Source organism: Bradyrhizobium sp. LeoB3, assembly GCF_055456055.1.
Genome location: NZ_JBVBEF010000012.1, coordinates 12,468 through 36,567, shown reverse-complemented (window position 1 = coordinate 36,567; position 24,100 = coordinate 12,468). Strand labels below are relative to the sequence as shown.

26 protein-coding genes and 1 riboswitch are annotated in these 24,100 nt (G+C 64.3%); of the genes, 19 read left to right on the top strand and 7 right to left on the bottom strand.

Annotation, left to right across the window (positions count from 1 at the left end; translation table 11 throughout):
• The first annotated feature begins 1 nt into the window (after position 1).
• The 4 genes from ACZXDY_RS11595 (at position 2) to ACZXDY_RS11580 (ending at position 3,743) form a co-directional block, all read left to right on the top strand.
• Positions 2–1,123, top strand: coding sequence for a class I SAM-dependent methyltransferase (locus ACZXDY_RS11595; RefSeq protein WP_464345574.1), 1,122 nt, complete (start codon positions 2–4; stop codon positions 1,121–1,123).
• Positions 1,120–1,887, top strand: coding sequence for a peptidoglycan editing factor PgeF (gene pgeF / locus ACZXDY_RS11590; protein ID WP_464345573.1), 768 nt, complete (start codon positions 1,120–1,122; stop codon positions 1,885–1,887). Before ACZXDY_RS11595 ends, pgeF begins: the two co-directional genes overlap by 4 nt.
• Positions 1,888–2,010: 123 nt before the next feature.
• A complete protein-coding gene (locus ACZXDY_RS11585) occupies positions 2,011–2,622 on the top strand; it encodes a hypothetical protein (protein WP_464345625.1) in 612 nt (203 codons plus the stop codon).
• Positions 2,623–2,789: 167 nt separating this feature from the next.
• Positions 2,790–3,743: a ribose-phosphate pyrophosphokinase gene (locus ACZXDY_RS11580; protein ID WP_464345572.1), complete on the top strand. Its 954-nt coding sequence runs from the start codon at positions 2,790–2,792 to the stop codon at positions 3,741–3,743.
• A gap of 183 nt (positions 3,744–3,926) precedes the next feature.
• Here ACZXDY_RS11580 and ACZXDY_RS11575 read toward each other — a convergent pair whose 3' ends face one another.
• Positions 3,927–4,514 (bottom strand): 6,7-dimethyl-8-ribityllumazine synthase, encoded by a 588-nt coding sequence (locus ACZXDY_RS11575; protein WP_464345571.1) that lies wholly within the window; start codon positions 4,512–4,514, stop codon positions 3,927–3,929.
• A 75-nt stretch (positions 4,515–4,589) separates the two neighbouring features.
• Positions 4,590–4,741, bottom strand: a riboswitch (FMN riboswitch).
• Between the two features lie 430 nt (positions 4,742–5,171).
• Between ACZXDY_RS11575 and ACZXDY_RS11570 the strand changes: the two genes are divergently transcribed.
• Complete coding sequence (locus tag ACZXDY_RS11570; RefSeq protein ID WP_464345570.1) at positions 5,172–5,669, top strand: type III secretion system chaperone family protein; 498 nt, start codon at positions 5,172–5,174, stop codon at positions 5,667–5,669.
• 183 nt (positions 5,670–5,852) lie between these two features.
• Positions 5,853–6,674: a pyrroline-5-carboxylate reductase gene (gene proC / locus ACZXDY_RS11565; RefSeq protein ID WP_464345569.1), complete on the top strand. Its 822-nt coding sequence runs from the start codon at positions 5,853–5,855 to the stop codon at positions 6,672–6,674.
• Positions 6,675–6,815: 141 nt separating this feature from the next.
• Here the strand turns inward: proC and ACZXDY_RS11560 are convergent, their stop codons facing one another.
• From ACZXDY_RS11560 to ACZXDY_RS11550, 3 genes are all read right to left on the bottom strand, one after another.
• Complete coding sequence (locus ACZXDY_RS11560) at positions 6,816–7,019, bottom strand: tautomerase family protein (RefSeq protein ID WP_028163903.1); 204 nt, start codon at positions 7,017–7,019, stop codon at positions 6,816–6,818.
• 116 nt (positions 7,020–7,135) lie between these two features.
• On the bottom strand, positions 7,136–8,650 hold the full coding sequence (hisS, locus tag ACZXDY_RS11555; protein ID WP_464345568.1) for a histidine--tRNA ligase: 1,515 nt from the start codon (positions 8,648–8,650) through the stop codon (positions 7,136–7,138).
• 73 nt (positions 8,651–8,723) lie between these two features.
• Positions 8,724–9,803: a branched-chain amino acid aminotransferase gene (locus tag ACZXDY_RS11550; RefSeq protein ID WP_464345567.1), complete on the bottom strand. Its 1,080-nt coding sequence runs from the start codon at positions 9,801–9,803 to the stop codon at positions 8,724–8,726.
• 326 nt (positions 9,804–10,129) lie between these two features.
• Between ACZXDY_RS11550 and ACZXDY_RS11545 the strand changes: the two genes are divergently transcribed.
• From ACZXDY_RS11545 to ACZXDY_RS11535, 3 genes are read left to right on the top strand one after another with little or no spacing between them, the layout of a single operon-like run.
• Positions 10,130–10,684: a MarR family winged helix-turn-helix transcriptional regulator gene (locus tag ACZXDY_RS11545; protein WP_028163906.1), complete on the top strand. Its 555-nt coding sequence runs from the start codon at positions 10,130–10,132 to the stop codon at positions 10,682–10,684.
• Between the two features lie 41 nt (positions 10,685–10,725).
• A complete protein-coding gene (locus tag ACZXDY_RS11540; protein WP_035690117.1) occupies positions 10,726–11,421 on the top strand; it encodes a response regulator in 696 nt (231 codons plus the stop codon).
• 13 nt (positions 11,422–11,434) lie between these two features.
• Complete coding sequence (locus ACZXDY_RS11535) at positions 11,435–12,820, top strand: ATP-binding protein (protein ID WP_028163908.1); 1,386 nt, start codon at positions 11,435–11,437, stop codon at positions 12,818–12,820.
• 220 nt (positions 12,821–13,040) lie between these two features.
• On the opposite strand, the gene ACZXDY_RS11530 is transcribed toward ACZXDY_RS11535, so the two are convergent.
• Complete coding sequence (locus ACZXDY_RS11530; RefSeq protein ID WP_456645915.1) at positions 13,041–13,580, bottom strand: DUF3617 domain-containing protein; 540 nt, start codon at positions 13,578–13,580, stop codon at positions 13,041–13,043.
• 25 nt (positions 13,581–13,605) lie between these two features.
• Positions 13,606–13,896 (bottom strand): hypothetical protein, encoded by a 291-nt coding sequence (locus ACZXDY_RS11525; RefSeq protein WP_028163910.1) that lies wholly within the window; start codon positions 13,894–13,896, stop codon positions 13,606–13,608.
• 170 nt (positions 13,897–14,066) lie between these two features.
• Between ACZXDY_RS11525 and ACZXDY_RS11520 the strand changes: the two genes are divergently transcribed.
• The 4 genes from ACZXDY_RS11520 to ACZXDY_RS11505 all read left to right on the top strand — a co-directional run bounded on the left by ACZXDY_RS11520 (position 14,067) and on the right by ACZXDY_RS11505 (position 16,808).
• Positions 14,067–14,537: a hypothetical protein gene (locus tag ACZXDY_RS11520; protein WP_464345566.1), complete on the top strand. Its 471-nt coding sequence runs from the start codon at positions 14,067–14,069 to the stop codon at positions 14,535–14,537.
• A 117-nt stretch (positions 14,538–14,654) separates the two neighbouring features.
• Positions 14,655–15,338, top strand: a complete 684-nt coding sequence (locus tag ACZXDY_RS11515; protein ID WP_464345565.1) for a ribonuclease T2 family protein — start codon at positions 14,655–14,657, stop codon at positions 15,336–15,338.
• Between the two features lie 134 nt (positions 15,339–15,472).
• Entirely contained in the window at positions 15,473–16,333 is an 861-nt protein-coding gene (locus tag ACZXDY_RS11510; RefSeq protein WP_464345564.1) for a 23S rRNA (adenine(2030)-N(6))-methyltransferase RlmJ, read from the top strand.
• Positions 16,334–16,592: 259 nt separating this feature from the next.
• On the top strand, positions 16,593–16,808 hold the full coding sequence (locus ACZXDY_RS11505; protein WP_027581161.1) for a cold-shock protein: 216 nt from the start codon (positions 16,593–16,595) through the stop codon (positions 16,806–16,808).
• A 278-nt stretch (positions 16,809–17,086) separates the two neighbouring features.
• Here ACZXDY_RS11505 and ACZXDY_RS11500 read toward each other — a convergent pair whose 3' ends face one another.
• A complete protein-coding gene (locus tag ACZXDY_RS11500; RefSeq protein ID WP_028163914.1) occupies positions 17,087–17,701 on the bottom strand; it encodes an outer membrane protein in 615 nt (204 codons plus the stop codon).
• Between the two features lie 226 nt (positions 17,702–17,927).
• Between ACZXDY_RS11500 and uvrC the strand changes: the two genes are divergently transcribed.
• The 6 genes from uvrC to aptA all read left to right on the top strand — a co-directional run bounded on the left by uvrC (position 17,928) and on the right by aptA (position 23,904).
• Positions 17,928–20,009 carry an excinuclease ABC subunit UvrC gene (uvrC, locus tag ACZXDY_RS11495; protein WP_464345563.1) on the top strand — a complete coding sequence of 694 codons (2,082 nt, stop codon included), beginning with the start codon at positions 17,928–17,930 and terminating at the stop codon, positions 20,007–20,009.
• Positions 20,010–20,098: 89 nt separating this feature from the next.
• Positions 20,099–20,713: a CDP-diacylglycerol--glycerol-3-phosphate 3-phosphatidyltransferase gene (gene pgsA / locus ACZXDY_RS11490; RefSeq protein WP_028163916.1), complete on the top strand. Its 615-nt coding sequence runs from the start codon at positions 20,099–20,101 to the stop codon at positions 20,711–20,713.
• Complete coding sequence (gene moaD / locus ACZXDY_RS11485; RefSeq protein ID WP_028163917.1) at positions 20,710–20,961, top strand: molybdopterin converting factor subunit 1; 252 nt, start codon at positions 20,710–20,712, stop codon at positions 20,959–20,961. Before pgsA ends, moaD begins: the two co-directional genes overlap by 4 nt.
• A gap of 8 nt (positions 20,962–20,969) precedes the next feature.
• On the top strand, positions 20,970–21,437 hold the full coding sequence (locus ACZXDY_RS11480) for a molybdenum cofactor biosynthesis protein MoaE (protein WP_130229535.1): 468 nt from the start codon (positions 20,970–20,972) through the stop codon (positions 21,435–21,437).
• Positions 21,437–22,405, top strand: coding sequence for a 50S ribosomal protein L3 N(5)-glutamine methyltransferase (gene prmB, locus ACZXDY_RS11475; RefSeq protein WP_464345562.1), 969 nt, complete (start codon positions 21,437–21,439; stop codon positions 22,403–22,405). Before ACZXDY_RS11480 ends, prmB begins: the two co-directional genes overlap by 1 nt.
• 152 nt (positions 22,406–22,557) lie before the next feature.
• Positions 22,558–23,904, top strand: a complete 1,347-nt coding sequence (gene aptA / locus ACZXDY_RS11470; protein WP_464345624.1) for an omega-aminotransferase AptA — start codon at positions 22,558–22,560, stop codon at positions 23,902–23,904.
• Positions 23,905–24,100 lie beyond the last annotated feature (196 nt).

Sequence of the window (24,100 nt, the reverse complement as noted above, 5' to 3'; positions counted from 1 at the left end):
TGTGACCGAAGTTTCGCCGCTGCTGTCCGAGATCAAGAAACTGATCAAATCATCCGGCCCGATGCCGGTCTGGCGCTACATGGAACTATGCCTGATGCATCCCCAGCACGGCTATTACGTGTCGCGCGATCCGCTGGGCCGTGAGGGCGATTTCACCACCGCGCCCGAAGTCAGCCAGATGTTCGGCGAGCTGCTGGGCCTGTGGTCAGCGTCGATCTGGCGCGCGATCGGCTCGCCTGACTCGCTGCGGCTCATCGAGATCGGCCCCGGCCGCGGCACCATGATGGCGGACGCGTTGCGGGCGCTGCGGGTGCTGCCGCCGCTCTATCAGTCGCTCAGCGTCCATCTGGTCGAGATCAATCCGGTGCTGCGCGAGAGGCAGCGCGCAACCTTGGGCAATGTCCGCGACATCACCTGGCACGAGAGCATCGACGACGTGCCCGAGGGTCCGGCGGTGATCCTCACCAACGAATATTTCGACGTGCTGCCGATCCACCAGGTGGTGCGGCACGAGAACGGCTGGCACGAACGCGTGATCGAGCTCGACAGCAATGGCAAGCTCGCATTCGGCACCGCGCCGGAGCCGATGCCGCGCTTCGACGTGCTGCTGCCGCCGCTGGTGCGCGCGGCTCCCTTAGGTGCCGTGTTCGAATGGCGGCCCGATACCGAGATCATGAAGCTCGCCCGCCGCGTGCGCGACCAGGACGGCGCGGCGCTGATCATCGATTATGGCCACATGCGCAGCGACGCCGGCGACACCTTCCAGGCCATCGCCCGCCACAGCTTTTCCGATCCGCTGAAGAATCCGGGCCAGGCCGACGTCACTGCCCATGTCGACTTCCAGGCGCTGGCACGCGCCGCCGAAGACGTCGGCGCACGCGTCCACGGCCCGGTGACGCAAGGTGAATTCCTGAAGCGCCTCGGCATCGAGGCGCGCGCCGCGGGATTGATGGCAAAGGCCACGCCCGAGATCGGCGCCGAGATCGCCGGCGCACTGAAACGATTGACCGACAGCGGCCGCGGCGGCATGGGGTCGATGTTCAAGGCAATGGCGATCTCCCACCCGGAGCTCACCTCGATCGCGGGCCTGAGCGATCACCCAAACGACGCGGAACGTTCATGACCCTGGCCTCCCCGCTGCTCTCAGCCATTCCCGGCCTGCGCCACGCCTTTTTCTCGCGCGAAGGCGGCGTGTCCGAGGGCATCTATGCCGGCCTCAATGGCGGCATCGGCTCCAATGACGCTGCCGATAATGTCACGGAAAACCGCCGGCGCATGGCGGAGCGCTTGGGGGTCGGGCCCGACCGCCTGCTGACGCTCTATCAGGTGCATTCCCCCGACGTCGTGGTCGCCACCACACCGTGGGCGAGCGATGCGCGGCCGAAAGCCGACGCCATTGTCACCCGCACGGAGAACCTTGCGATCGGCGTCACCGCGGCCGATTGCGGCCCGATCCTGTTTGTCGATCCCAATGCGCGCGTGATCGGCGCGGCGCATGCCGGCTGGAAAGGCGCGCTGACCGGCGTGCTGGAATCGACCGTCGAGGCGATGGAGAAGCTCGGCGCCGACCGCAGCGGCATCGTCACCGCGATCGGGCCTTTGATCCGCCAGCACTCCTATGAAGTGGGGCCTGAATTCGTGGCGCGTTTTCTGGAGGCCGATGCGGACAACGCACTGTTCTTCCTGCCCGGTGAACGCGAAGGGCACGCGATGTTCGACCTCGGCGGCTACATCCGGATGCGGCTGGAGAACGCCGGTATCCTGATGATCGACGACATCGGGATCGATACCTATTCCGACGAACGCTTTTATAGTTACCGACGCTCGGTGCATCGGAAAGAGGGCGATTATGGCCGGCACGTTCACGGCATCGCCCTGGAGAAATAACCGCTTCCAGGGGAAGTGCTTAAACTTCAAAGAAAATTTCGATCGCCGCCCGGAATCTATCGAACCGGCGCCGTGGCCTCACTGCCCTAGACCTTAACGTATTTTAACGATATCGGGGTGATGATGAGCGACACCATCGTCACCCTTTCCCGAATTGCGCGCGCCGCGGTGGCCGCAACGTTGCTGATGGCAGCCTGTGCGCTCGGCGGCTGCGCCAATGGTGGCGCGGCGAGCAACGCCTATGCCATGGCCGGAAACAGCGCCAGTGGACCGACAATCGCATTCGAATCGATCGACGGCCCGCCGCCGCAGGTGTTCGACCGCATGGTGGGTGTGCTCGACAGCGAAGCCAAACTCCGCGACATCGCAATCGTCTCGCGCGAGGGCGCGGCCGCCTACCGCGTGCGCGGCTATCTCTCGGCGCAGGTCGTGCGCGGCAAGACCGTCATCGCCTGGGTCTGGGACGTCTATGACGCCAACCAGCAGCGCGCCCTGCGCCTCTCCGGCGAAGAACCAGCCGGCAAGACCGGCCGTGACGCCTGGGCGGCCGCCGACGACCTGGTCCTGCGCAAGATCGCGCAAGCGGGCCTGAGCGGCCTCGGCAACATGATCAATGGCGGCCCGACTGGTGCGCCTGCGCCGGCCTCCACGCCCAGCCGGCAGGGCCCCGCGGTCGCGAGCGCGCCTGAACCGGAAGAATCCGGCGTCGTCGCGCTCGGCTACAGCGCTAACTAAACGTTCGGGATAGTCAAAAACCTGTCATTTTTTCGCCGGGATAACGGGTGTGACGGGTTGCCGCTGCCTGCCTCGCCTGATATCTCGTCGCGCATCGAAACCCGCCGGTTCTGTAGGTACTTGAGATGTTGGACATGGTATCGAGCAAACCTCGGGGAGAACCGTCCATGTCGGCCAAGAACGGCGCGATCAAGCTGGTAGCTGGCAATTCCAATCCCGTGCTGGCGCAAGAGATCGCCGAAGGGCTCGGGATATCCTTGACCAAAGCGGTGGTCCGGCGCTTCGCCGATATGGAGATCTTCGTCGAGATCCAGGAAAACGTCCGCGGCTCCGACGTCTTCATCCTGCAGTCGACGTCGTTTCCGGCCAACGACCACCTGATGGAACTTCTGATCATCACCGACGCGCTGCGCCGGGCTTCCGCCCGCCGCATCACGGCGGTCGTGCCCTATTTCGGCTATGCGCGGCAGGATCGCAAATCGGGCTCGCGCACCCCGATCTCGGCGAAGCTGGTCGCCAACCTGATCACCCATGCCGGCGCCGACCGCGTCATGACACTCGACCTGCATGCCATGCAGATCCAGGGCTTCTTCGATATCCCGACCGACAATCTCTTCGCCTCGCCGGTGATGGTGCGCGACATCCGCGAACGCTTCGCGCTGAGCAACGTGATGGTGGTGTCGCCGGATGTCGGCGGCGTGGTCCGCGCGCGCGGTCTCGCCAAGCGCATCAACACGCCACTAGCCATCATCGACAAGCGCCGTGAGCGACCGGGCGAATCCGAAGTGATGAACGTGATCGGCGATGTCGCCGGCTACACCTGCATCCTCGTCGACGACATCGTGGATTCCGGCGGCACGCTGGTGAATGCGGCCGATGCCCTGATCGCCAACGGCGCCAAGGAAGTGTTCGCCTATATCACCCACGGCGTCTTGTCCGGCGGCGCTGCGGCCCGCATCGCCTCGTCCAAGCTGAAAGAGCTCGTTATCACCGACTCGATCCTGCCGACCGAGGCCGTGAGAAACTCCGCCAACATCCGCACCCTCTCGATCGCCGGCCTGATCTCCGAGGCCATCGCCCGCACCGCCGCCGAAGAGTCGGTGTCGAGCCTGTTCGACTGACACTGTCGTCCCGGGCTTGACCCGGGACCCATAACCACAGGCGTGTGTTGTGGCATGCGCAAGCGGTTGCGGCGGAGCACACGACAAACGCCTGTGGTTATGGGTCCCGGCCTTCGCCGGGACGACGTGATTGGTGCATCACTGCAAGATAACGGGCCGCGCGAAGCGGCCCGCGTTTTCTCTCTACCCCACGATCCCCGCGGCGACCTGGCCGCGCAGACGCTCGAGGCTGTGCAGGGTATTGGCGCAGGCTTCCGCGACCTCGACGCCCTTGATGGCGAAATGCTTGCGGAAGAAATCGAAATGCACCTCCGTCTCGTGGAACTGCTGCGGCGTCAGCACCGCCGAGAACACCGGCACCTCAGTGCGCAACTGCACGTCCATCAGCGCCTTGATCACGGTGTCGGCGACGAACTCGTGGCGATAGATGCCACCGTCGACGACAAGGCCCGCGGCAACGATCGCCGTGTAGCGGCGCGTCTTGGCCAGGATTTGCGCATGCAGCGGGATCTCGAACGAGCCCGGCACCTCGAACACGTCGATGTTCGTGACATGCCGCGCCTCCATCTCGGCGAGGAAGGCGATGCGGCATTCCTCCACGACGTCGCGGTGCCAGGACGATTGCACGAATGCAACCCGCTGCGGCTTGGCGAACCGCGGATGCGTGGGCGCCGGCGGAGGCTCTGGCGTTGCCGGCCTGGCATCCGCGGGCGACTGGACTTCCTCGGCTTCGGGAGTTTGGACTTCGGCTTCTTGCAACATCTGATTCATGGCTTTCCTCTTTCAGGACCAGAATCAGGGCACACGGAAAACGACTGTAGCCACGCGCGATGGCGAGGCTGCCGCAACCGTTCTCTTTCATCCGGACTTTGACCGTCGGCTTCGGAATTGCACCGAATCTGCTGACCCTTCCTCCTGGGAGGAGAAAGGCGCTCGCGGGCTTGGACCATCGGGCCCTTACCGCCGGTGGGGACTTTCACCCCGCCCTGAGAACATCGGCCGCCCGGAATGGACGACCTATCCCAAAACTATTGCCAAACCGAGGGACGCGGCAAGCGCCTTGGCATGGCGAATCGGCATGTTCCCCATGTGCCCGACGCGAGCCTTGACGACCTGGCGACCGCTTCGCTGAGCCGAAACGCGCGGCGCGCGCGTTAACGATTGCGACGATCGCGCAAATCCGATTCCGGTTTGTTCTCGCGTTAATAATTGTGGCGGAGATGAGCTGTGGACGAGCGCGCCTTTGGCTGTGGACGGACTCGGGGCCCGGTTGCGCGGATTCCGCAAATCACATCACTTCATCCTGGCAAGCCTCGGAGCGATCGGGAAGGCCACGGGGGCCTGCAGTCGGCAACCACGCGTTATCTGGTGCAGGCCGGCCTTCCGGATGCGTACCAAGAAAGTCAGAAGAACAAGGGTCGAGACGGCATGTCCCTCCTCGAAGGCATAATCGATTCCGAAAACCATCCGCTTGCGGTGGTCGAAGACATTGCGGCCGATAACAACTGGGCGTTCGAGCGCGCTGGCGACGAGGTCACGATCGTCTCCAAAGGCGACTGGACCGACTATCAGCTCTCCTTCACCTGGATGAGCGAGATCGAGGCTCTGCATCTGGCCTGCGCCTTCGACATGAAGATTCCGCCGGCGCGCCGCCCCGAAGCGCAGCGGGTGATCGCCGCCATCAACGAGCAATTGTGGATCGGCCATTTCGATCTGTGGACCCACACCGGCATGATCATGCATCGTCAGGCGCTGGTGCTGCCCGGCGGATTGAACGCATCGACCGCGCAATGCGAGAGCATGCTGGTCGGCGCCATCCACGCCTGCGAGCGCTACTACCCGGCATTGCAGTTCGTGGTGTGGGCCGGCAAGACCGCCCAGGAGGCGATGAACGCCGCGATGTTCGACACCGAGGGCGAGGCTTAGGCTCCCCACTCGTCATGCCCGGGCTTGACCCGGGCATCCATCCGCAAAGGATCTTTGGCTGATGGATTGCCGGGTCAAGCCCGGGCATGACGGTTCGTGCTTGTCGCGCGTTCTGCACCTCACTAGAACCGACTGTGGTTATGGGTCCCGGCCTTCGCCGGGACGACGATCATGGTGGCTCCCTTGAGTAACAGCAACGCTTTGCAAGACATCACCGGCACCATCGCGCTGGCCGGCGCAGGCAAGATGGGCGGGGCGATGCTGACCGGCTGGCTCGCCGGAGGCCTCGATGCCTCGCGCGTCGCCGTGATCGACCCGCAGCCTTCGGCCGAGATCAGTGCGCTGGCCGCCAAGGGCGTCCGTCTCAATCCCAAAGACGCGGGCAAGGTCGATACGCTGGTGGTCGCGGTCAAGCCGCAATTGTTCCGGGATGCCGGCGTCGCCCTCAAGTCGCTGGTCGCGCCATCGACGCTTGTCGTCTCGATCATGGCCGGAACCACCATCGCCTCGCTTGAAGAAGTCTGCGGCGGCGCGGCGGTGCGGGCGATGCCGAACACGCCGGCCTCGATCGGCCGCGGCATCACGGTCGCAGTCGCCGCGAACAACGTCGGTGCCGCGCAGCGCGCGATAGCGGATGCGCTGCTACGCGCGACCGGCGCGGTGGAATGGGTCGAGGACGAGGGCCTGATAGACGCCGTGACCGCGGTCTCCGGCTCCGGCCCGGCCTATGTGTTCCTGCTAGCCGAAGAGCTCGCGCGTGCCGGTGTCGAGGCCGGATTGCCGGAAGACCTCGCCACCAAGCTCGCGCGCGCGACCGTCGCAGGCTCCGGCGAATTGTTGCATCGCTCGGACTTGCCGGCGGCAACGCTGCGTCAGAACGTCACCTCGCCCGGCGGCACCACCGCCGCCGCACTGGACGTGCTGATGGCTAGTGACGGACTGCGTCCACTGATGATCCGCGCGATCGGAGCCGCAACCAAGCGCTCGAGGGAGCTGGCGAAGTAGCCAAGCTCTGCAGGGTGGGCAAAGCCAACGGGTCGCGCGAACGCGCGCCCGATGACAGGCTCCGCGTGCCCACCATTACGAGCGGAATGCTTGATGGTGGGCACGGCGCAAGTGCGCCTTTGCCCACCCTACTTTTCTTGACTACTTCTTCGCCGCGGCGGCGCGCTCAACAAAGGTCTTGCCGCCCTTCATCTTGTGGGTGAGCGGCGCCTCATTGATCTGGATCACGACGGCTTCGGCGTCGACGCCGAGATTCTTGACCAGCGCCTGGGTGATGTCGAGCATCATGCCCTTCTTCTGCTCTTCGGTGCGGCCGGCAGCCATATTCACGGTGATCTCAGGCATTCTTAGCGCTCCCTTTGTTGTCGTTCACTCGCCCGACCGTCATTGCCGGGCTTGACCCGGCAATCCATCATTTTGAAGATGGATACGCGGGTCAAGCCCGCGTATGACGAATTCACCTATCCCCACCTCACGTCATGCCGCGCCAGCACTTCGCGGACCTTCGCGACGAGGTCAGCTTCCGCGCAGGAGAACTGCGCCGGCCGGGTCTCGCGCCATTCCTGGTTCGAAGCGATCGCCGCGGCGGCCTTGGCGCCTTCGATGAGGTCCTTGATCTGCACCTCGCCACGCGCCTTTTCATCGGAGCCCTGGATGATGACGCAAGGCGAATTGCGGCGGTCGGCATATTTGAGCTGGTTGCCCATATTCTTGGGATTGCCAAGATAGAGCTCGGCGCGGATGTCGGCGCTACGCAACTGCGCGACCATCTTTTGATAATCCGCGACCCGCTCGCGATCGAACACCGTCACCACGACAGGCCCGAATTGCGGCCGCGTGTCGAGCTTGCCAAGCAGCGTCAGCGCCGCCTGCAGCCGCGACACGCCAATGGAAAATCCCGTCGCCGGCACGGGTTCGCCACGGAAGCGCGAGACGAGGCCATCGTAACGACCGCCGCCGCCGACGGAGCCAAAGCGAACAGGACGGCCTTTCTCGTCCTTCGTTTCGAGGAGCAGTTCTACTTCGTAAACGGGACCCGTGTAATATTCGAGGCCGCGCACGACGGAGGGATCGATGCGGATGCGATCCGATCCGTAGCCAGATGCCGTGACTAACTTGGCGATCTCTTCGAGTTCACTGACGCCAGCTTGGCCGATCTCACTTTTGGCCAAATAGATGTCCGCCGCTGCAATCGATTCTTTCCAATCTTCGCGTTTTTCCGTGACGCTCAGGACAACATGGGCATCCGCCGAGTTGAGGTCGGCGCCTTTCGTGAAGTCGCCCTTGCCTTCCTCACCGCCATCCCAGCGTCCGGGACCGAGCAACTTGCGCACTTCGTCGGCAGAAAACTTGTCGAGTTTGTCGATCGCGCGCAGCACCGTGAGCCGTCGGCCCGCATTGTCTTCGCCGCCGAGGCCAATTGCTTCCAGCACTCCATCAAGCACCTTGCGGTTGTTCACCTTCACCACATAGCTGCCACGCGGAACGCCCAGCGCCTCCATCGTATCCGCCGCCATCATGCACATTTCGGCATCCGCGGCCGGCGAGCCCGAGCCTACCGTATCGGCATCGAACTGCATGAACTGCCGGAAGCGGCCGGGGCCCGGCTTCTCGTTGCGGAAGACGTAGCCGGCGCGGTAGCTGCGATACGGCTTCGGCAGGTGATCGAAATTCTCGGCGACGTAGCGGGCAAGCGGCGCGGTCAGGTCGTAGCGCAGCGAGATCCACTGCTCGTCGTCGTCCTGGAACGAGAACACGCCCTCGTTGGGGCGATCCTGATCCGGCAGGAATTTTCCGAGCGCGTCGGTATATTCCATCGCCGGCGTTTCCACCGGCTCGAACCCGTAGCGCTCGAACACTTCGCGGATGGTCTCGGTCATGCGGCGCGTCGCGGCGATCGCGGTCGGGCCGCGATCTTCCAGTCCGCGCGGCAAGCGCGCCTTCAGCTTCTGCGGTTTTTTGGGTTTGTCGGCCATGGGCGCGCGTTTACCAGCGGATGGAGAATGCGGCAACCGTCACGCCGAAGCGGCGGAATAATTCCGCCGCCGGTCACAGCACCTTTCTGATCCAGTTGTGCGGATCGGCCGCGCGACCATACTGGATGTCGACCAGTTGCTTGCGCAGCCCCATGGCGACAGGGCCGGCCGCACCGCCATTGATGAGAAACTCACCCTTCGTGGAACACACCTTGCCGATCGGCGAGATGACGGCGGCCGTGCCGCAGGCGAAGGCCTCTTTCAGCTTTCCGCTGGCGGCATCCGCGCGCCACTGGTCGATCGTGTAGGTCTCCTCGCGCACGGGCGTACCGGCATCCTTCGCGAGCGCGATGATCGAATCCCTGGTGATGCCCGGCAGGATCGTGCCGAGCGGCGGCGTCAGCAGCGAACCGTCGTCGAACACGAAGAAAACGTTCATGCCGCCGAGTTCCTCGATATAGCGGCGCTCGACCGCATCGAGGAAAACCACCTGATCGCAGCCGTGCTCGATGGCCTCGGCCTGCGCCCGCAGGCTCGCGGCGTAATTGCCGCCGCACTTGACGGCACCGGTGCCGCCGATCGCAGCGCGCGTGTAGTGCTCCGACACCCAGATCGACACCGGCGCGGGTCCGCCCTTGAAATAGGAGCCGACCGGCGAGGCGATGACGGCGAAAATGTACTCCGCTGATGGCTTCACGCCGAGGAAGACCTCGCTCGCGATCATGAAGGGCCGCAGATAGAGACTACCCTCGCCGCCTGGAATCCAGGCTCGGTCGATGCGCACGAGCTGTTCAACCGCTTCGATGAACACGGGCTCGGGCAGCGGCGCCATGGCCATGCGCTCAGCCGAATTCCAGAAGCGGCGGGCATTGGCGTCGGGGCGGAACAGGTTCACCCCGCCATCGTCGCGCTTGTAGGCCTTGAGGCCTTCGAAAATCTCCTGCGCGTAATGCATGACGGCGGCGGCCGGATCGAGCGGGAAATTCGCGCGGGATTCGACGCGCGCGCCATGCCAGCCCTTCGCCTGATTGTAGCGAACGATAGCCATGTGATCGGTGAAAATCCGGCCGAAGCCCGGGTCCACGAGCCTTGCCGCGCGCTCCTTGTCGGAGGTCGCATTCGCCGCAGGCTGGATTTCGAATTTCAAACTCATACCCTTGCTTCCCGCTGTCGGAATCCGCGCGATTGCTGGCGCCGGTCTCGCCGGGCCTAACTGGCTTGGTCGGCCTGGACTTCACCGCCAGCCTTACGGCCGGTTTCCATGGCCCTCATGTCCGAAAGGACATGCTTTTGCCGGATGCTGAAGTCCAGTATGTTTTGTCGAAATGCCGCTCGACAATCACACGGTAGTCCCAATTTGCGGCCCAAGCCTCCATCACTGGTCTGCTCGTGGCCGATCTAAACTTTGCCAGGGACGAAACGATTTAAAATTTCGTCGTGACTGGCAGTTTTGTAACATTGAACCCAAGATACGTCAATATGGCTGACATAAATTTCTCAACGGCAGCAGCGCAGCCCGATTCTCCGGGAACGGACGTATCCGCCCCCGGGCCGCGGACGGGCGATTTGCGCTGGGACATCATCGAGCTCCTGTTCTTCGCCTATCGCGACTTCGTCGGCGATGCCGATCAGGAGCTGGAGGCGTTCGGCTTCGGCCGCGCCCACCACCGGGTGATGCACTTCGTCACGCGCTATCCCGGGCTCAAGGTCGCCGACCTTCTCGACGTCCTGCGCATCACCAAGCAATCGCTCGGCCGCGTGCTGAAGCAATTGCTCGACGAAGGCTACATCCTGCAGAAGACCGGCAGCAATGACCGGCGGCAGCGGCTGCTTTACGCCACCGCCAAGGGCGAAGCGCTGGTGGCCAAGCTGGCGGGACTGCAGACCGACCGCATCAACCGTGCGGTCGCCGGCCTCGATCCGGGCGGCGTCGAGACCGTACGGGCGTTCCTCCGTGCGATGATCGACCGCGACGACCCCGACAAGGTGCTGGAGACGATCTTCGGCGGCGCGGCCAAGAAGACGAGGGAGTGAACGTGACGCAGGGAGCAACCATCGCCGCGGCGACGGCACGCATGCCGATGAAACCGGCCGACGACGCGCCGCACCTGCTGCTGGTCGATGACGACCGCCGCATCCGCGATCTTCTCTCGCGCTTCCTCTGCGGCGAAGGCTACCGCGTCACGACCGCCATGAGCGCCAGCGACGCGCGTGCCAAACTGCTCGGGCTCAATTTCGACCTGCTGATCCTTGATGTGATGATGCCCGGCGAGAACGGCTTCGATCTCGCGCGCTTCATCCGCTCATCCTCGTCGGTGCCGATCATCATGCTCACCGCGCGCCACGAGGCGGAAGCCCGCATCGAGGGCCTGCAGATCGGCGCCGACGACTATGTGGCAAAGCCGTTCGAGCCGCGCGAACTGGTGCTGCGGATCGGCAACATCCTCAAGCGCACCGCGCCGCCGCCGGCGCAGACGCTGGAGCAGATCGCCTTCGGCCCCTACGTCTTCCATCTGGACCGCGGCGAATTGCGCCAGGGCGAGGAGATCATCCATCTGACCGACCGCGAGCGGGACATGCTGCGCATCCTCGCCGCGAGCCCCGGCGAAACCGTGCCGCGCGGCGCGCTGACCGGCGGCGGCACCGTCAACGAGCGCGCCGTCGACGTGCAGATCAACCGCCTGCGGCGCAAGATCGAGCGCGATCCCGCCAATCCCTTGTTCCTGCAGGCGGTGCGCGGCATCGGCTATCGCCTGGTGGCCTCGCCTTAAGCCCTTATCCGCCATGAGCACGATCGACACGGGCCTGAGCCTGATCCGCAACGCCTCGCAGCGCGTCTCCAGAGCCAATGGCCGGATGGGAAACGCGTTCAAGAGCTGGATGCCGACCGGCCTCTATGCCCGCGCCCTGCTGATCATGATCGTGCCGATGGTGGTGCTGCAGACCGTGGTGGCCTTCGTGTTCATGGAACGGCACTGGAACACGGTGACGCGCCGCCTCTCCACCGCTGTGGTGCAGGACATCGCCGCCCTCATCGACGTCTACAAGACCTATCCGCAGGACAAGGACCGCGCGCAGGTGCGCCGGATCGCTCAGCGGCTCCAGCTCGTGGTCGATTTCCTGCCTCCCGGCGATATGCCGCCACCCGGGCCAAAGCCGTTCTTTTCGCTGCTCGACCAGTCGCTGTCGGTGCAGCTCGGCCGCCAGATCGGCCGTCCGTTCTGGATCGACACCGTCGGCAGGTCCAACCTGGTCGAGATCCGCGTGCAACTCGACGACGCGATCATGCGCATCTTCGCGCTGCGCAGCGCCGCCTACGCATCGAATTCGGAAATCTTCATCTTCTGGATGCTCGGCACCTCCACGATCCTTTTGATCGTCGCGGTGCTGTTCCTGCGCAACCAGATCAAGCCGATCCTGCGTTTGGCGGACGCCGCCGAAAGCTTCGGCAAGGGCCGGGAGGCACCGAATTTCCGGCCGCGCGGCGCGCGCGAGGTGCGGCGTGCGGCGCACGCCTTCCTGGAGATGAAGGCGCGCATAGAGCGCACGATCGAGCAGCGCACCGCGATGCTCGCCGGCGTCTCGCACGATCTGCGTACCATCCTGACCCGCTTCAAGCTGGAGCTCGCGCTGCTCGGTGAAGGCCCCGAGATCGACGCCATGCGCAAGGACGTCGACGAGATGTCGATGATGCTGGAGGACTATCTCGCCTTCGCCCGCGGCGACTCCGGCGAGGTCGCACAGCCGACCGACATGACGATGGCGCTGGAGGAATTGCGCAACGACGCCGAACGCCACGGCCATACCGCGACCGTCGCCTTCCACGGATTGCCTGTCGTGACGGTGAAGCCGGCCTCGTTCAAGCGCTGCCTCGGCAATCTCGTCTCCAATGCGGCGCGGCACGCCAACGCGATCTCGATCACCGGCCACCGCGACCACCGCTATCTCACGGTCACCGTCGATGACGACGGCCCGGGCATTCCGGCTGATATGCGCGAGGAGGTGTTCAAGCCGTTCCTGCGGCTCGACGACGCCCGCAATCAGGACGAGGGCGGCACCGGCCTCGGACTGGCCATCGCCCGCGACATCGCCCGCTCGCATGGCGGCGACATCATGCTTGGCGACAGCCCGATGGGCGGCCTCCGCGCGACGGTGAGAGTGCCGGTGTAACAATTCTTCCCTTCTCCCCTTGTGGGAGAAGGTGGCGCGAAGCGCCGGATGAGGGGTTCTTTCCACGGGCTGTGGTGTTCGTGGAGAGAACCCCTCACCCAAGCGAGCCCGCTGCGAGTAGCTAAGCAGCCCTCTCCCACAAGGGGAGAGGGCACGACAATTGGCATCACAAGGCTGAGCTAGCTCGGACGCTTGAAGCGCATGCGGCTACGAAAAGAACTTACTTCGGCAGCTTGGGAATCATGCCCTTCAGCTTTTCCATGTCCTTGATGTTCATCTTCATGCCGCCGGCCATGATGATGTCACCGGGCTTCTGGTCCGCCTTGCAGGGGCCGAGCCATTTAGCTTCGATCGTGCCGGTGGTATCGTGCGCCGCACCGGTCGAGCCGCGATCGGCGTGCGAGGTTGTCTTGACCGTGTAGGCGGAGTTGAAGTCGCCGGTGATCTCGGCATGCGAGGTCACCGTGACGCCGGCGACGCCGCACACGGAATCGCTGACATAGCCGGTCGCGGTCTTCTGGATATCCTGCTTGGAGCAGATATCCTTCGCCATCGGCGAGACTGCCGTGCTCATGTCCTTGTCGGTGGTCTCGTCGGTGCAATGCTGCATCGTCATTTCGGGCGTGGTCGAGCCCGTGCGCGCGATCTTCATCTCCCACAGGCCCGCCTTGCGGACCGGCAGATCGACGGCGCCGGCCGCCCCGGGCAGCAGCGCAGCCAGGCCGATGGCCGATCCGAGCAGAACGAAATATCGCGTCATGCGGCGATGCCGGTACCGGTGCCGATCAATAAAGCGTGCGCAGCGGCCGCTCGGCGGCGCCCCAAGGCACCCAGCGGCAGGAGAAGGAGACGTAGCCACCCTCATAGGGCTGCACCGCGAGGAATTTCACCACCTTGCCGTAGGAAGCGCAGTGATCGACCGCGAGCTGGCGGGCGTCCGCCTGCTGGGCCAGCGAATAGGCAATGATGCCGCCGGTATCGTTGCCCTTGAACGGGGGCACCCAGTCGGCCTGGGCCGGTGCAACGGCCAGCATTGCGCCTGCGGCAACCATGCCAGCGGCCAGAATTTTTCGCATCTGCAGACTCTCCTCAAATCCTTGGGCGGCACCATAAAGTGCGCGGGCGACCGTGAAAAGAATCGTGGGCCGGAGATTTGCGGAGTTCTCCGCCAGTGTTGCCGCGTTGCACTTGACCTCGCCCGGCCTTCGCGGCACCGTCCGGCGCATTGGATGTCCGGCGGATTCTCATGCGCAACTCTGTTCGTTCCTCGACCAAAACTGGCCTCCGCGCCGCATTCGGCCTGCTGGTTGGCCTGTTGGCGTCCGCCCAGACCGCCCACGCCGCCAATCCGCTCGAGCTGAATTTCTGGCTGTCCGGACCGAAGTACGAAGGACGGGTGGCCCCCTGCGAGGCAGCGCTGCAGACCATCGCGTCTCAGTTCCAGGAAAAAGAGAGCCAGTTCTGGAATTCGCCGCTGGTGATCACCGGCTATTCGCGCATCCATGAGACTGCTTTCCGTCCCTGGCAGTCCGACAATATCCCGCGCCGCTACTGTTCGGGCGACGCGGTGTTGAGCGACGGCAAGGTACGCACCGTGCATTTCTCGATCATCGAGGATGGCGGATTTGCCAGCATCGGCCAGGGCGTCGAATGGTGCGTGGTCGGACTGGACCGCAACTGGGCCTATAATCCCGCCTGCAAGTCGGCCCGGCCCTGATCCTTAGGGCTGGTGTGGCGACGCTTGTTCTCAAGCAATGCGTCGCATCACACTTTGTTCTTGAAATGTTCCATCTCCCTGCTAGGCTCGCCCGCGGTCGAGTGTGAGGGGTGCTTGATGTTTCGATTGGCCTTGGTTGCCCGCCTGCTGATTTCCGTCCTTGCCTTTTTTGCCGCGATTGGCCCGGTCAGCGCCCAGGACCGCCGACAAAACGCGCCGGGCGAGTTCGATTTCTACGTGCTTGCGCTGTCCTGGTCGCCGTCGTTCTGCGAAGCCGCCTCCGAGCGCGGCGATGGCAGGCGGGCGCAGGTCCAATGCGGCGGACGCCCCTACTCCTTCGTGGTGCATGGGCTCTGGCCGCAATATGAGCGCGGCTTTCCGGAATATTGCCAGCGGCCCGCGCCACGCCTTGCCCGCAATGTCATGAGCTCGATGCTGGACCTGATGCCGGCGCCCGGGCTGATCTACAATGAATGGGACAAGCACGGCACCTGCTCGGGCCTCCCCGCACGCGCCTATTTCGAGAGCATCCGCAAGGCCCGCGCCGCGGTGAAGATCCCTGAGGAATTCCTGCAATTGTCGGAGCCGAAGACGGTCGCACCCGGCGAAATCGAGGAAGCCTTCATCAAGGCCAATCCGGGCCTCAGCAGCTCGGCAATCTCGGTCACCTGCGACAGCAAGCGACTCAGCGAGGTCAGGATCTGCATGAGCAAGGACATGCAGTTCCGTGCCTGCGAGGAAACCGATCGCCGCGCCTGCCGCCGAGACCAGGTGGTGATGCCGCCGATCCGGGGCGGTTAGACAGTCTCTCCATCGTCATGGCCGGGCTTGCCCCAGGCATCCAGGCCCCTCTTGACAGCGGCGACCGGGTGGATGGCCGGGACAAGCCCGGCCATGACGAGTAGAAGTGCGGTGTACAGACCAGCAGATAGCTCATGAACTACCGTCACGCCTTTCACGCCGGCGGCTTTGCCGACGTCATCAAGCACATCGTGCTGGTGCGAATCCTGCTCTATCTGCAGGAAAAGCCGGCGGCGCTCCGCCTCATCGACACCCATGCCGGCGCCGGCCTCTATGATCTCACCTCCGACGAGGCACGGCGCGGCGGCGAATGGCTGACCGGAATCGCGCGCGTGATGCAGGCGCGATTCTCGAACGAAGCGCTGCCGCTGGTACTGCCTTATCTCGACATTGTGAGAGCCTTCAGCCCGCCGGGCGAACTGAAGGCCTACCCGGGCTCGCCCTTGATCGCACGGGCGCTGCTCCGGCCTCAGGATCGCCTCACCGCTTGCGAGCTCGAGCCGGAGGCGCGCAAACGCCTGATCGACGCGCTGCGCCGCGACGCCCAGGCGCGGGTGGTCGACCTTGATGGCTGGACCGCGCTGCCGGCCTTCGTCCCGCCGAAAGAAAGGCGCGGCCTGGTCCTGATCGACCCGCCCTTTGAAGCCAAGGACGAGTTCGAGCGGCTGGCGCAAGGCTTTTCGGAGGCGTTCGCCAAATGGCCGACCGGCAGCTATCTGCTGTGGTACCCGGTGAAAAGCCGTCGCGTGACCGACGATCTCGCACGGTATGTCGCTTTCGAGACAGGCAACAGCAAGCCGGCTGGCAAATGCCTGCGACTCGAATTCAGCGTCGCGCCTCGCGAAGCCGAGAGCGGACTGGTCTCGACCGGGCTCTTGATCGTCAATCCGCCCTGGACGCTTGCCGGCGAACTCAGAATGATCCTGCCCGAGCTGGAAAAGCCCTTGGGCCAAGGCGGCGCCGGCCGATTCAGGCTGGAGACGCCCAAACCTTAACCAACACCGTTGCTGAAAACTCCCACTCGACCATAGGCAACTTGCCCGGAACCGTATTATGCTTGTCACGTTAGGACTGGCTTTACGTTCCGCTTCCGCGAATGGTTGCGGCGGAGTGACGAGGCCGAAGAAAAATCCAGGCGGGTCGGTGGCGTGACACAGGTCCGCTGAGGTGGCCAAGCTTCCGGCAGCGAATGTCCGGTCACCCGCTACGTGAGTTGCGCGTAGCGGCGGTGCAATGCGGGGGAGGAGTTTCCCGATGGCCATGACTGGGACAGTCAAATTCTTCAATGGAGAGCGCGGCTACGGCTTCATCAAGCCTGACGACGGCGGCCGCGATGTGTTCGTTCACATCACCGCAGTCGAACGCGCAGGACTAAAGGATTTGACCGAAGGACAGCGTATTACGTTCGACGTCGAACCAGACAAGAAGGGCAAAGGCCCCAAGGCGGTCAATCTGGTGATTTCATCGTGAGCCCTTGCGCTCACGCTGAAGCGGACTGAAGTCTCGGGTAACGATTTGCCGGGCGGCGCCCCGCGCGCACAGGCATGTGCGCGATCTCGCGCGTCAGCTCGGCATAAAAAAATTCCGGCCGCCTGCGACGGCCGGAAGGTTGTCGTAGATCGTTTTCTTATTCTTCGAAGTGATTGGTTAGAGCGTTTTCGAGCGAAGTGGACACCGGTTCGCGTGAAGAAAACGCGTCAAAACTAGAATCTAGAGCTTCGGTTCTGATTCAATCAGAACCGAAAACTCTAGAAGTGATAGTTCACGCCGGCACGGATGACGCCGAAATGGTAGCCGTTCGACGCGCCGGTGATGATGAAGTTGCTGCTGGCGAGATCGACATAGAGATATTCGAGCTTGGCGCTCCAGTTCGGTGCAAAGGCCATCTCGGCGCCAAGGCCGGCGGTCCAGCCGACATTGGTCTGGGACTCCGACAGGCCGAAAGTCTCGGCCCGCAGTTCGCCGAACGCCAGGCCGGCGGTGGCGTAGAAGAGCACGTTCTGGAATGCGTAGCCGCCGCGGCCGCGGATGGTGCCGAACCAGGGATTCGAGAACTTCCACGGCGCAAAGGTTTCTTCCGCGCCGGTGGCCTGGATGTCGCCTTCGGCGCCGAACACCCACGGGCCGTTGGTCCAGTTGTAGCCGATCTGCGCGCCGCCCGCGAAACCCGACGGCTTGGTCGGGTTGTTATTTACGCCACCCCAGGCATAGCCGAAATTGCCGCCGAGATAGGGCCCTGCCCAGCTCATGGCGTTGAGCGGCTGGTTGACGGTATAGGGCCCGCGATAATCGGCCGCTGCTGACGACGTCGTCCATCCCCCGACCAACAGCGCCAGCAGGCGCAAGACGACAAACCGCTTCATCGCAACCACTCCAGAACGCAACAGCCGCGACCCGCCGGTTGCGAAGGCCGGCGTGGTTACGGAATTCACTGTTTTTTCGGGAAGATTTATCGAAAGTTTTAAGTTAAAGCCTTGTTAAGGGCGGTTACCGCCCCCTCATCAATCTTAATGAAGCGTTACCGGCGCAAGGCTTTCCACTCGGAGCCCGATGCTGGCGATGGCGGCCGGCAGCGCCTAGTTTAGGCCCATGGATCACGATTCTACCGACCATTCGAAGGCGTCCGTGCCCAAGGGAGTGCGCCACGGCGGAAACCCAGACTTGCCGCCGCAGGACCTCGCGCTCGTCACCGGCGACGTCGATCCGGCGACGTCGGCCGCGGAGGAGGACGAGGACGCGCGGCTGCCCGAGGTTCCCGAGGAACCGGCGGAGGCCGTCGCCGAAGGTACGCTCGCGGTCGGCCATGCAGCGATCGAGAATGCAGTGCGGCTCGCCCCGACCTCGCCGGGCGTCTACCGCATGCTCAACGCGGCCAACGACGTGCTGTATGTCGGCAAAGCGAAGAACGTCCGCAAACGGCTTTCGTCCTATGCCCGGCCCAACGCGCCGCTGCCGGCGCGCATCCTGCGCATGATCGCGGCGACGGTGAATGTCGAGATCGTCTCGACCACCACCGAGACCGAGGCGCTGCTGCTGGAGGCCAACCTCATCAAGCAGCTCCGGCCGCGCTTCAACGTGCAGCTACGCGACGACAAATCGTTTCCCTACATCCTGATCACGGGCGACCATTGGGCGCCGCAGATCCTCAAGCATCGCGGCGCGCAGACGCGGCCCGGGCGCTATTTCGGCCCGTTCGCCTCCGCCGGCGCCGTCAACCGCACCATCACGGCGCTGCAGCGCGCGTTCCTGATCCGCTCCTGCACCGACGGCTTCTTCGAGAGCCGCACCCGCCCCTGCCTGCTCTACCAGATCCGCCGCTGCTCCGGTCCCTGCACCGGCGAGATCGATTTCCCCGGCTATGGCGAATTGGTGCGCGAGGCGACCGAGTTTCTGTCGGGCCGCAGCCATGCGGTGAAGCAGGAGCTTGCCGGTGAAATGGAGAAGGCTTCCGCCGAGCTCGAATTCGAGACCGCCGCGCTCTACCGCGATCGCCTCGCCGCGCTGTCGGCGATCCAGTCGCAGCAGGGCATCAACCCGCGCACGGTGGAGGAAGCCGACGTGTTCGCCATCCATCAGGAGGGCGGCTATTCCTGCGTCGAGGTATTTTTCTTTCGCACCGGCCAGAATTGGGGCAACCGCGCCTATTTCCCGCGCGCGGAAAAATCGTTCACGCCGGAGGAGGTGCTCTCCTCCTTCCTCGCGCAGTTCTACGACGACAAGCCGCCGCCGAAGCTCATTTTGCTCTCGCACGAGGTCGAGGACGCCGAGCTGCTCGCCGACGCGCTGTCGGTCAAGGCGGGTCGCAAGGTGGAGGTTTCAGTTCCCAAGCGCGGCGAGAAGAAAGAGCTGGTCACCCATGCGCTGACCAATGCCCGCGAGGCGCTCGGCCGCAAGCTCGCGGACACCGCGACCCAAGGCCGGCTGCTCGAAGGCATGGCCACGACGCTCGGCCTGCCCCAGGCGCCGAAGCGCATCGAGGTCTACGACAACAGCCACATCCAGGGCACCAACGCGGTCGGCGCCATGATCGTGGCGGGTCCCGACGGGTTCATGAAGAACCAGTACCGCAAGTTCAACATCAAGTCGGAAGGGCTGACGCCTGGCGACGACTACGCGATGATGCGCGAGGTGCTGGAACGGCGCTTCAAGCGGCTGCTGAAGCCCGCCGAGGGCGAGGAGGCCAAGGTCAAGGCTGACGACGATTCCTTCCCGCAATGGCCGGACCTCGTCATCATCGACGGCGGCCGTGGGCAGTTGAACGCGGTGAAGGAGATTTTCGACCAGCTCGGGCTGACCCAGGTATCGCTGATGGCGGTGGCCAAGGGGCCGGACCGCGACGCCGGCCGCGAAACGCTGTTCATGCCCGATCGCGAGGCCATCAAGCTGGAGCCGCGCGATCCCGTGCTGTATTTCATCCAGCGGCTGCGCGACGAGGCGCACCGGTTCGTGATCGGCTCGCACCGCAAGCTGCGCAAGAAGGACATCCGTGAGGCCGGCTTACAGGAAATTCCCGGTATCGGCCCCTCGCGCAAGCGCGCGCTGCTGCATCATTTCGGAACGCTGAAGGAGATCGAGCGCGCCTCGATCGCCGACCTTGGCAAGGTTCCCGGTGTCAGCGCCGAGAGTGCGCGGAAGATCTTCGAGTTTTTCCACTCCCAGCCGGGGGGCTAGAGAGATGGAGTCATCAAGGCGTCGCCTGCAGCGGACCATCTTATGCGCCCACGGTTGACCTCGACGCTTCAGCGGTATTGGTAAGACGGATGAACATGGCGACCACAAGGGGACAGCCCAAGACCCTGTCCCTCCCGAATATCCTGACCTACGCCCGCATCGCCGCCATCCCGGTGGTGGTCGGCTGCATCTATGTGCAGGCGATCATGGACGGCCCGCTATGGCTGCGCTGGGTGGCGGTCGCGATCTTTATTGCCGCCGGGATCACCGATTACCTCGACGGCTATTATGCCCGGATCTGGAACCAGCAGTCGGCGTTCGGCCGGATGCTGGATCCGATCGCCGACAAGCTCCTGGTTGCCTCCTGCCTGCTGATGCTGGCTGCGGACGGCATCATCCACGGCTGGACGCTGTGGGCGGCGATCGTGATCCTCTGCCGCGAGATCCTGGTGTCGGGCCTGCGCGAATACCTCGCCGGCCTGCGCGTCAGCGTTCCCGTGACCAAGCTCGCCAAATGGAAGACCACGGTGCAGCTCGTCGCGATCGGCTTCCTGCTGGCGGGCGAGGCCGGCGATCAGGTAGTCCCGGTAGTGACGCTGATCGGGCTGGCGCTGCTGTGGATCTCCGCGATCGTCACGATCTACACCGGCTACGATTATTTCCGCGCCGGCATCCATCATCTCATCAAGGAGGATGAAGGATGAAGGTGAAATATTTCGCTTGGGTCCGCGAGCGCATCGGCAGGGCCGAGGAGACCATCGAGCCGCCGGCCGATATCCGCACCATTGGCGAGCTGATCGATTGGCTTGCCGGGCGCGACGAGGCCTCCGCCTATGCCTTCGAGAAGCCGAAGGTGATCCGCGCCGCGATCGACCACGCCCATGTCCAGCAGGACGCCGCGATATCGGGCGCGCGCGAGATCGCGTTCTTTCCGCCGATGACAGGCGGCTGAGCCACAGCATGACCGCGATTGCGACCATCCGCATCCAGGACGCCGATTTCGACATCGCGCAGGAGATTGCCGCGCTCGGCAAGGGCCGCACCGATATCGGCGCCGTTGTCAGCTTCAGTGGCATCTGCCGCGGCAGCGAGAACGGCGAGCCGATCGCGGCGCTGACGCTGGAGCATTATCCCGGCATGGCGGAAGCCGAGATCAGGCGCCATGCCGAGGAGGCGATGTCGCGCTGGCCACTGTCCGGTCTTACCGTCATTCACCGCGTCGGCCGCATCACGCCGGGCGAGAACATCGTGCTGGTGGTGACGGCATCGCAGCACCGGCAGGCCGCGTTCCAGGCCGCCGAATTCCTGATGGACTACCTGAAAACCAGCGCGCCGTTCTGGAAGCGCGAGGAAAGCGCGCGGGGATCGAGCTGGATCGAGGCGCGCGACCATGATGACGCGGCAGCCGCGCGCTGGACCAAGTCCTGATGGCCAAACGTACCACGCCGGCCGCCAAGGGTGGCCGATCTGCAGCGAAGTCCCCCAAGGTTGCCGCGGGCGAGCTCAAGACGCTGCTCGATTTCGTCCGCTATGCGGTGAGCCGCTTCACCGAGTCAAAGCTCGTGTTCGCGCACGGCACCACCGATCCGGTGGCGGAGGCCGCTTTCCTGGTCTGCGAAACCCTGCACCTGCATCCCGATCAGTTCGACCAGTTCGCCGGCGCACGCGTCACTGCGCATGAGGGTAAGCGGATCCTCGATCTGATCGAGCGCCGCATCGCGACGCGGAAGCCGGCCGCCTATCTCGTCAACAAGATCTACATGCGCGGCCTGCCCTTCTATGTCGACGAGCGCACCATCGTGCCGCGCTCCTTCATCGGCGAACTGCTGGATTCGCATTTCGGCGGCGACGAGGAAGGCGGCTCGCTGATCGACGATCCCTCGTCCGTCGTGACCGTGCTCGACCTCTGCACCGGCTCCGGATGCCTTGCGATCCTCGCCAGCCAAAGCTTCCCGAATGCCGATATCGACGCCGTCGATATCTCCAAGGACGCGCTGGCGGTCGCCGCGCGCAACGTCCGGGATTATGGACTCGAGGATCGGCTGACGCTGCACCAGGGCGACCTGTTCAAACCGCTCGTGGGCAGGCGTTACGATCTCATCATCTCCAATCCGCCCTATGTCGATGCGCTCGGCATGGCCTCGCTGCCGCGCGAATGCCGAGCCGAGCCGAAACTTGCCTTCGACGGCGGCGCCGACGGGCTCGACATCGTCAGGCGCATCCTCGACGAGGCGCCGCAGCATCTGACTCCGGAAGGTGGGCTGCTCTGCGAGATCGGCCGCGGGCGCGAGGTCCTGGAAGCCGCCTATCCGCAATTGCCGCTGCTCTGGCTCGATACCGAGGATTCCGAAGGCGAAGTGTTCTGGATCAGTGCATCCGATCTCTCGTCGGTTTGACGCTTTTCTTCGCAACGAGTGTCCGCTTCGCGCGATGACGCCGCGTGACGCAGTGCAACGCGGCTGAAATATCGCAGCTCGCGCCGTTCACCTCGCCCAGCGAAGCTGATACTTTCAAGGCAAATCAGCTCACCGCCATCAACGAGGCCCCCATGCTGGACAAGAGCCCCCGCCCCGCCGCCGTCAACGTTCCCAACGACCTCGCCGCGCATTGGATGCCGTTCACCGCCAACCGCGCCTTCAAGAAGCAACCACGGCTGCTCGCCGGCTCCAAGGACATGCACTATTTCACCGTCGACGGCCGCCAGATCATCGACGCAGCCGCCGGCATGTGGTGCTGCAATGCCGGCCATGGCCGCACCCAGATTGCCGAAGCGATCGCCAAGCAGGCGGCGGCGATGGACTACGCGCCACCGTTCCAGTTCGGCATCCCGCAAGCCTTCGAGCTTGCCAGCCGCATCGCCGACCTGGCGCCCGAAGGACTCGACAACGTGTTCTTCTGCAATTCGGGCTCGGAAGCGGCGGACACCGCGCTGAAGATCGCGCTGGCCTATCACCAGATCAGCGGCCAGGGCAGCCGCATCCGCCTGATCGGCCGCGAACGCGGCTATCACGGCGTCGGCTTCGGCGGCACCTCCGTCGGCGGCATCGTCGGCAACCGCAAGCTGTTCGGCTCGCTGCTCACCGGCGTCGATCATCTGCCGGCGACCTATGACCGCGAGAAGCAGGCCTTCACCAAGGGCGAGCCGGACTATGGCGTGCATTTCGCCGATGAGCTGGAGCGCCTCGTCAACCTGCACGGCGCCAACACGATTGCCGCCGTGATCGTCGAGCCGATGGCCGGCTCGACCGGCGTGCTGCCGGCGCCGAAGGATTATCTGAAGCGGCTGCGCGAGATCACCGAGAAACATGGCATTCTCCTGATCTTCGACGAGGTCATCACCGGCTATGGCCGGCTCGGCTTTGCCTTCGCTGCGGAGCGCTATGGCGTGACGCCCGACATGATCACCTTCGCCAAGGGCATCACCAATGGCGCGGCTCCAATGGGCGGCGTGATCGTGCGCGGCGCCATCCACGACGCCTTCATGAATGGCCCTGAGCATGTGGTCGAGCTGACCCATGGCTACACCTATTCGGCCCATCCGCTGGCCTGTGCCGCCGGCCTTGCGACGCTCGACATCTATCGCGAGGAGAAGCTGTTCGAACGCGCAAGCAAGCTCGAGCCGAAATTCGCCGACGCCGTGATGTCGCTGCGCGACCAGCCGAACGTGGTCGATATCCGCACCGTCGGCCTCACCGCCGGCATCGATCTCGCCCCGATCGCGGATGGCCCCGGCAAGCGCGGCTTCGCCGCACTCAACAGCGCCTTCCACGACAACGACCTGATGCTGCGGATCGCCGGCGACTCGCTGTGCCTGACGCCGCCCTTGATCGTCAGCGAGGACCAGATCGGCGAGATCGTCGACAAGGTCGGCAAGATCATCCGCGCGGTGGCGTAGCGTTCGATTTTGCTGGACCCTCATCCTGAGAGTCTGACTCTGAGGAGCGCGGAACGCGCGTCTCGAAGGATGAGGCCCCGACAGTGACCTCGCCCTTCGAGACGACCGCTGCGCGTCTCCTCAGGGTGAGGCGATAGGTTGGAATGCGCTTTGCTCGCAATGAAGCAGGCGAGTTCCGATTCAAATGTCAAACAAC

Coding starts and splice junctions, on each gene's coding strand:
- pgeF (WP_464345573.1), top strand. CDS start 1,120: ATGACCCTGGCCTCCCCGCTGCTCTCAGCCATTCCCGGCCTGCGCCAC.
- ACZXDY_RS11585 (WP_464345625.1), top strand. CDS start 2,011: ATGAGCGACACCATCGTCACCCTTTCCCGAATTGCGCGCGCCGCGGTG.
- ACZXDY_RS11580 (WP_464345572.1), top strand. CDS start 2,790: ATGTCGGCCAAGAACGGCGCGATCAAGCTGGTAGCTGGCAATTCCAAT.
- ACZXDY_RS11575 (WP_464345571.1), bottom strand. CDS start 4,514: ATGAATCAGATGTTGCAAGAAGCCGAAGTCCAAACTCCCGAAGCCGAG.
- ACZXDY_RS11570 (WP_464345570.1), top strand. CDS start 5,172: ATGTCCCTCCTCGAAGGCATAATCGATTCCGAAAACCATCCGCTTGCG.
- ACZXDY_RS11560 (WP_028163903.1), bottom strand. CDS start 7,019: ATGCCTGAGATCACCGTGAATATGGCTGCCGGCCGCACCGAAGAGCAG.
- hisS (WP_464345568.1), bottom strand. CDS start 8,650: ATGGCCGACAAACCCAAAAAACCGCAGAAGCTGAAGGCGCGCTTGCCG.
- ACZXDY_RS11550 (WP_464345567.1), bottom strand. CDS start 9,803: ATGAGTTTGAAATTCGAAATCCAGCCTGCGGCGAATGCGACCTCCGAC.
- ACZXDY_RS11545 (WP_028163906.1), top strand. CDS start 10,130: ATGGCTGACATAAATTTCTCAACGGCAGCAGCGCAGCCCGATTCTCCG.
- ACZXDY_RS11540 (WP_035690117.1), top strand. CDS start 10,726: ATGCCGATGAAACCGGCCGACGACGCGCCGCACCTGCTGCTGGTCGAT.
- ACZXDY_RS11535 (WP_028163908.1), top strand. CDS start 11,435: ATGAGCACGATCGACACGGGCCTGAGCCTGATCCGCAACGCCTCGCAG.
- ACZXDY_RS11530 (WP_456645915.1), bottom strand. CDS start 13,580: ATGACGCGATATTTCGTTCTGCTCGGATCGGCCATCGGCCTGGCTGCG.
- ACZXDY_RS11525 (WP_028163910.1), bottom strand. CDS start 13,896: ATGCGAAAAATTCTGGCCGCTGGCATGGTTGCCGCAGGCGCAATGCTG.
- ACZXDY_RS11520 (WP_464345566.1), top strand. CDS start 14,067: ATGCGCAACTCTGTTCGTTCCTCGACCAAAACTGGCCTCCGCGCCGCA.
- ACZXDY_RS11515 (WP_464345565.1), top strand. CDS start 14,655: ATGTTTCGATTGGCCTTGGTTGCCCGCCTGCTGATTTCCGTCCTTGCC.
- ACZXDY_RS11510 (WP_464345564.1), top strand. CDS start 15,473: ATGAACTACCGTCACGCCTTTCACGCCGGCGGCTTTGCCGACGTCATC.
- ACZXDY_RS11505 (WP_027581161.1), top strand. CDS start 16,593: ATGGCCATGACTGGGACAGTCAAATTCTTCAATGGAGAGCGCGGCTAC.
- ACZXDY_RS11500 (WP_028163914.1), bottom strand. CDS start 17,701: ATGAAGCGGTTTGTCGTCTTGCGCCTGCTGGCGCTGTTGGTCGGGGGA.
- uvrC (WP_464345563.1), top strand. CDS start 17,928: ATGGATCACGATTCTACCGACCATTCGAAGGCGTCCGTGCCCAAGGGA.
- pgsA (WP_028163916.1), top strand. CDS start 20,099: ATGAACATGGCGACCACAAGGGGACAGCCCAAGACCCTGTCCCTCCCG.
- moaD (WP_028163917.1), top strand. CDS start 20,710: ATGAAGGTGAAATATTTCGCTTGGGTCCGCGAGCGCATCGGCAGGGCC.
- ACZXDY_RS11480 (WP_130229535.1), top strand. CDS start 20,970: ATGACCGCGATTGCGACCATCCGCATCCAGGACGCCGATTTCGACATC.
- prmB (WP_464345562.1), top strand. CDS start 21,437: ATGGCCAAACGTACCACGCCGGCCGCCAAGGGTGGCCGATCTGCAGCG.
- aptA (WP_464345624.1), top strand. CDS start 22,558: ATGCTGGACAAGAGCCCCCGCCCCGCCGCCGTCAACGTTCCCAACGAC.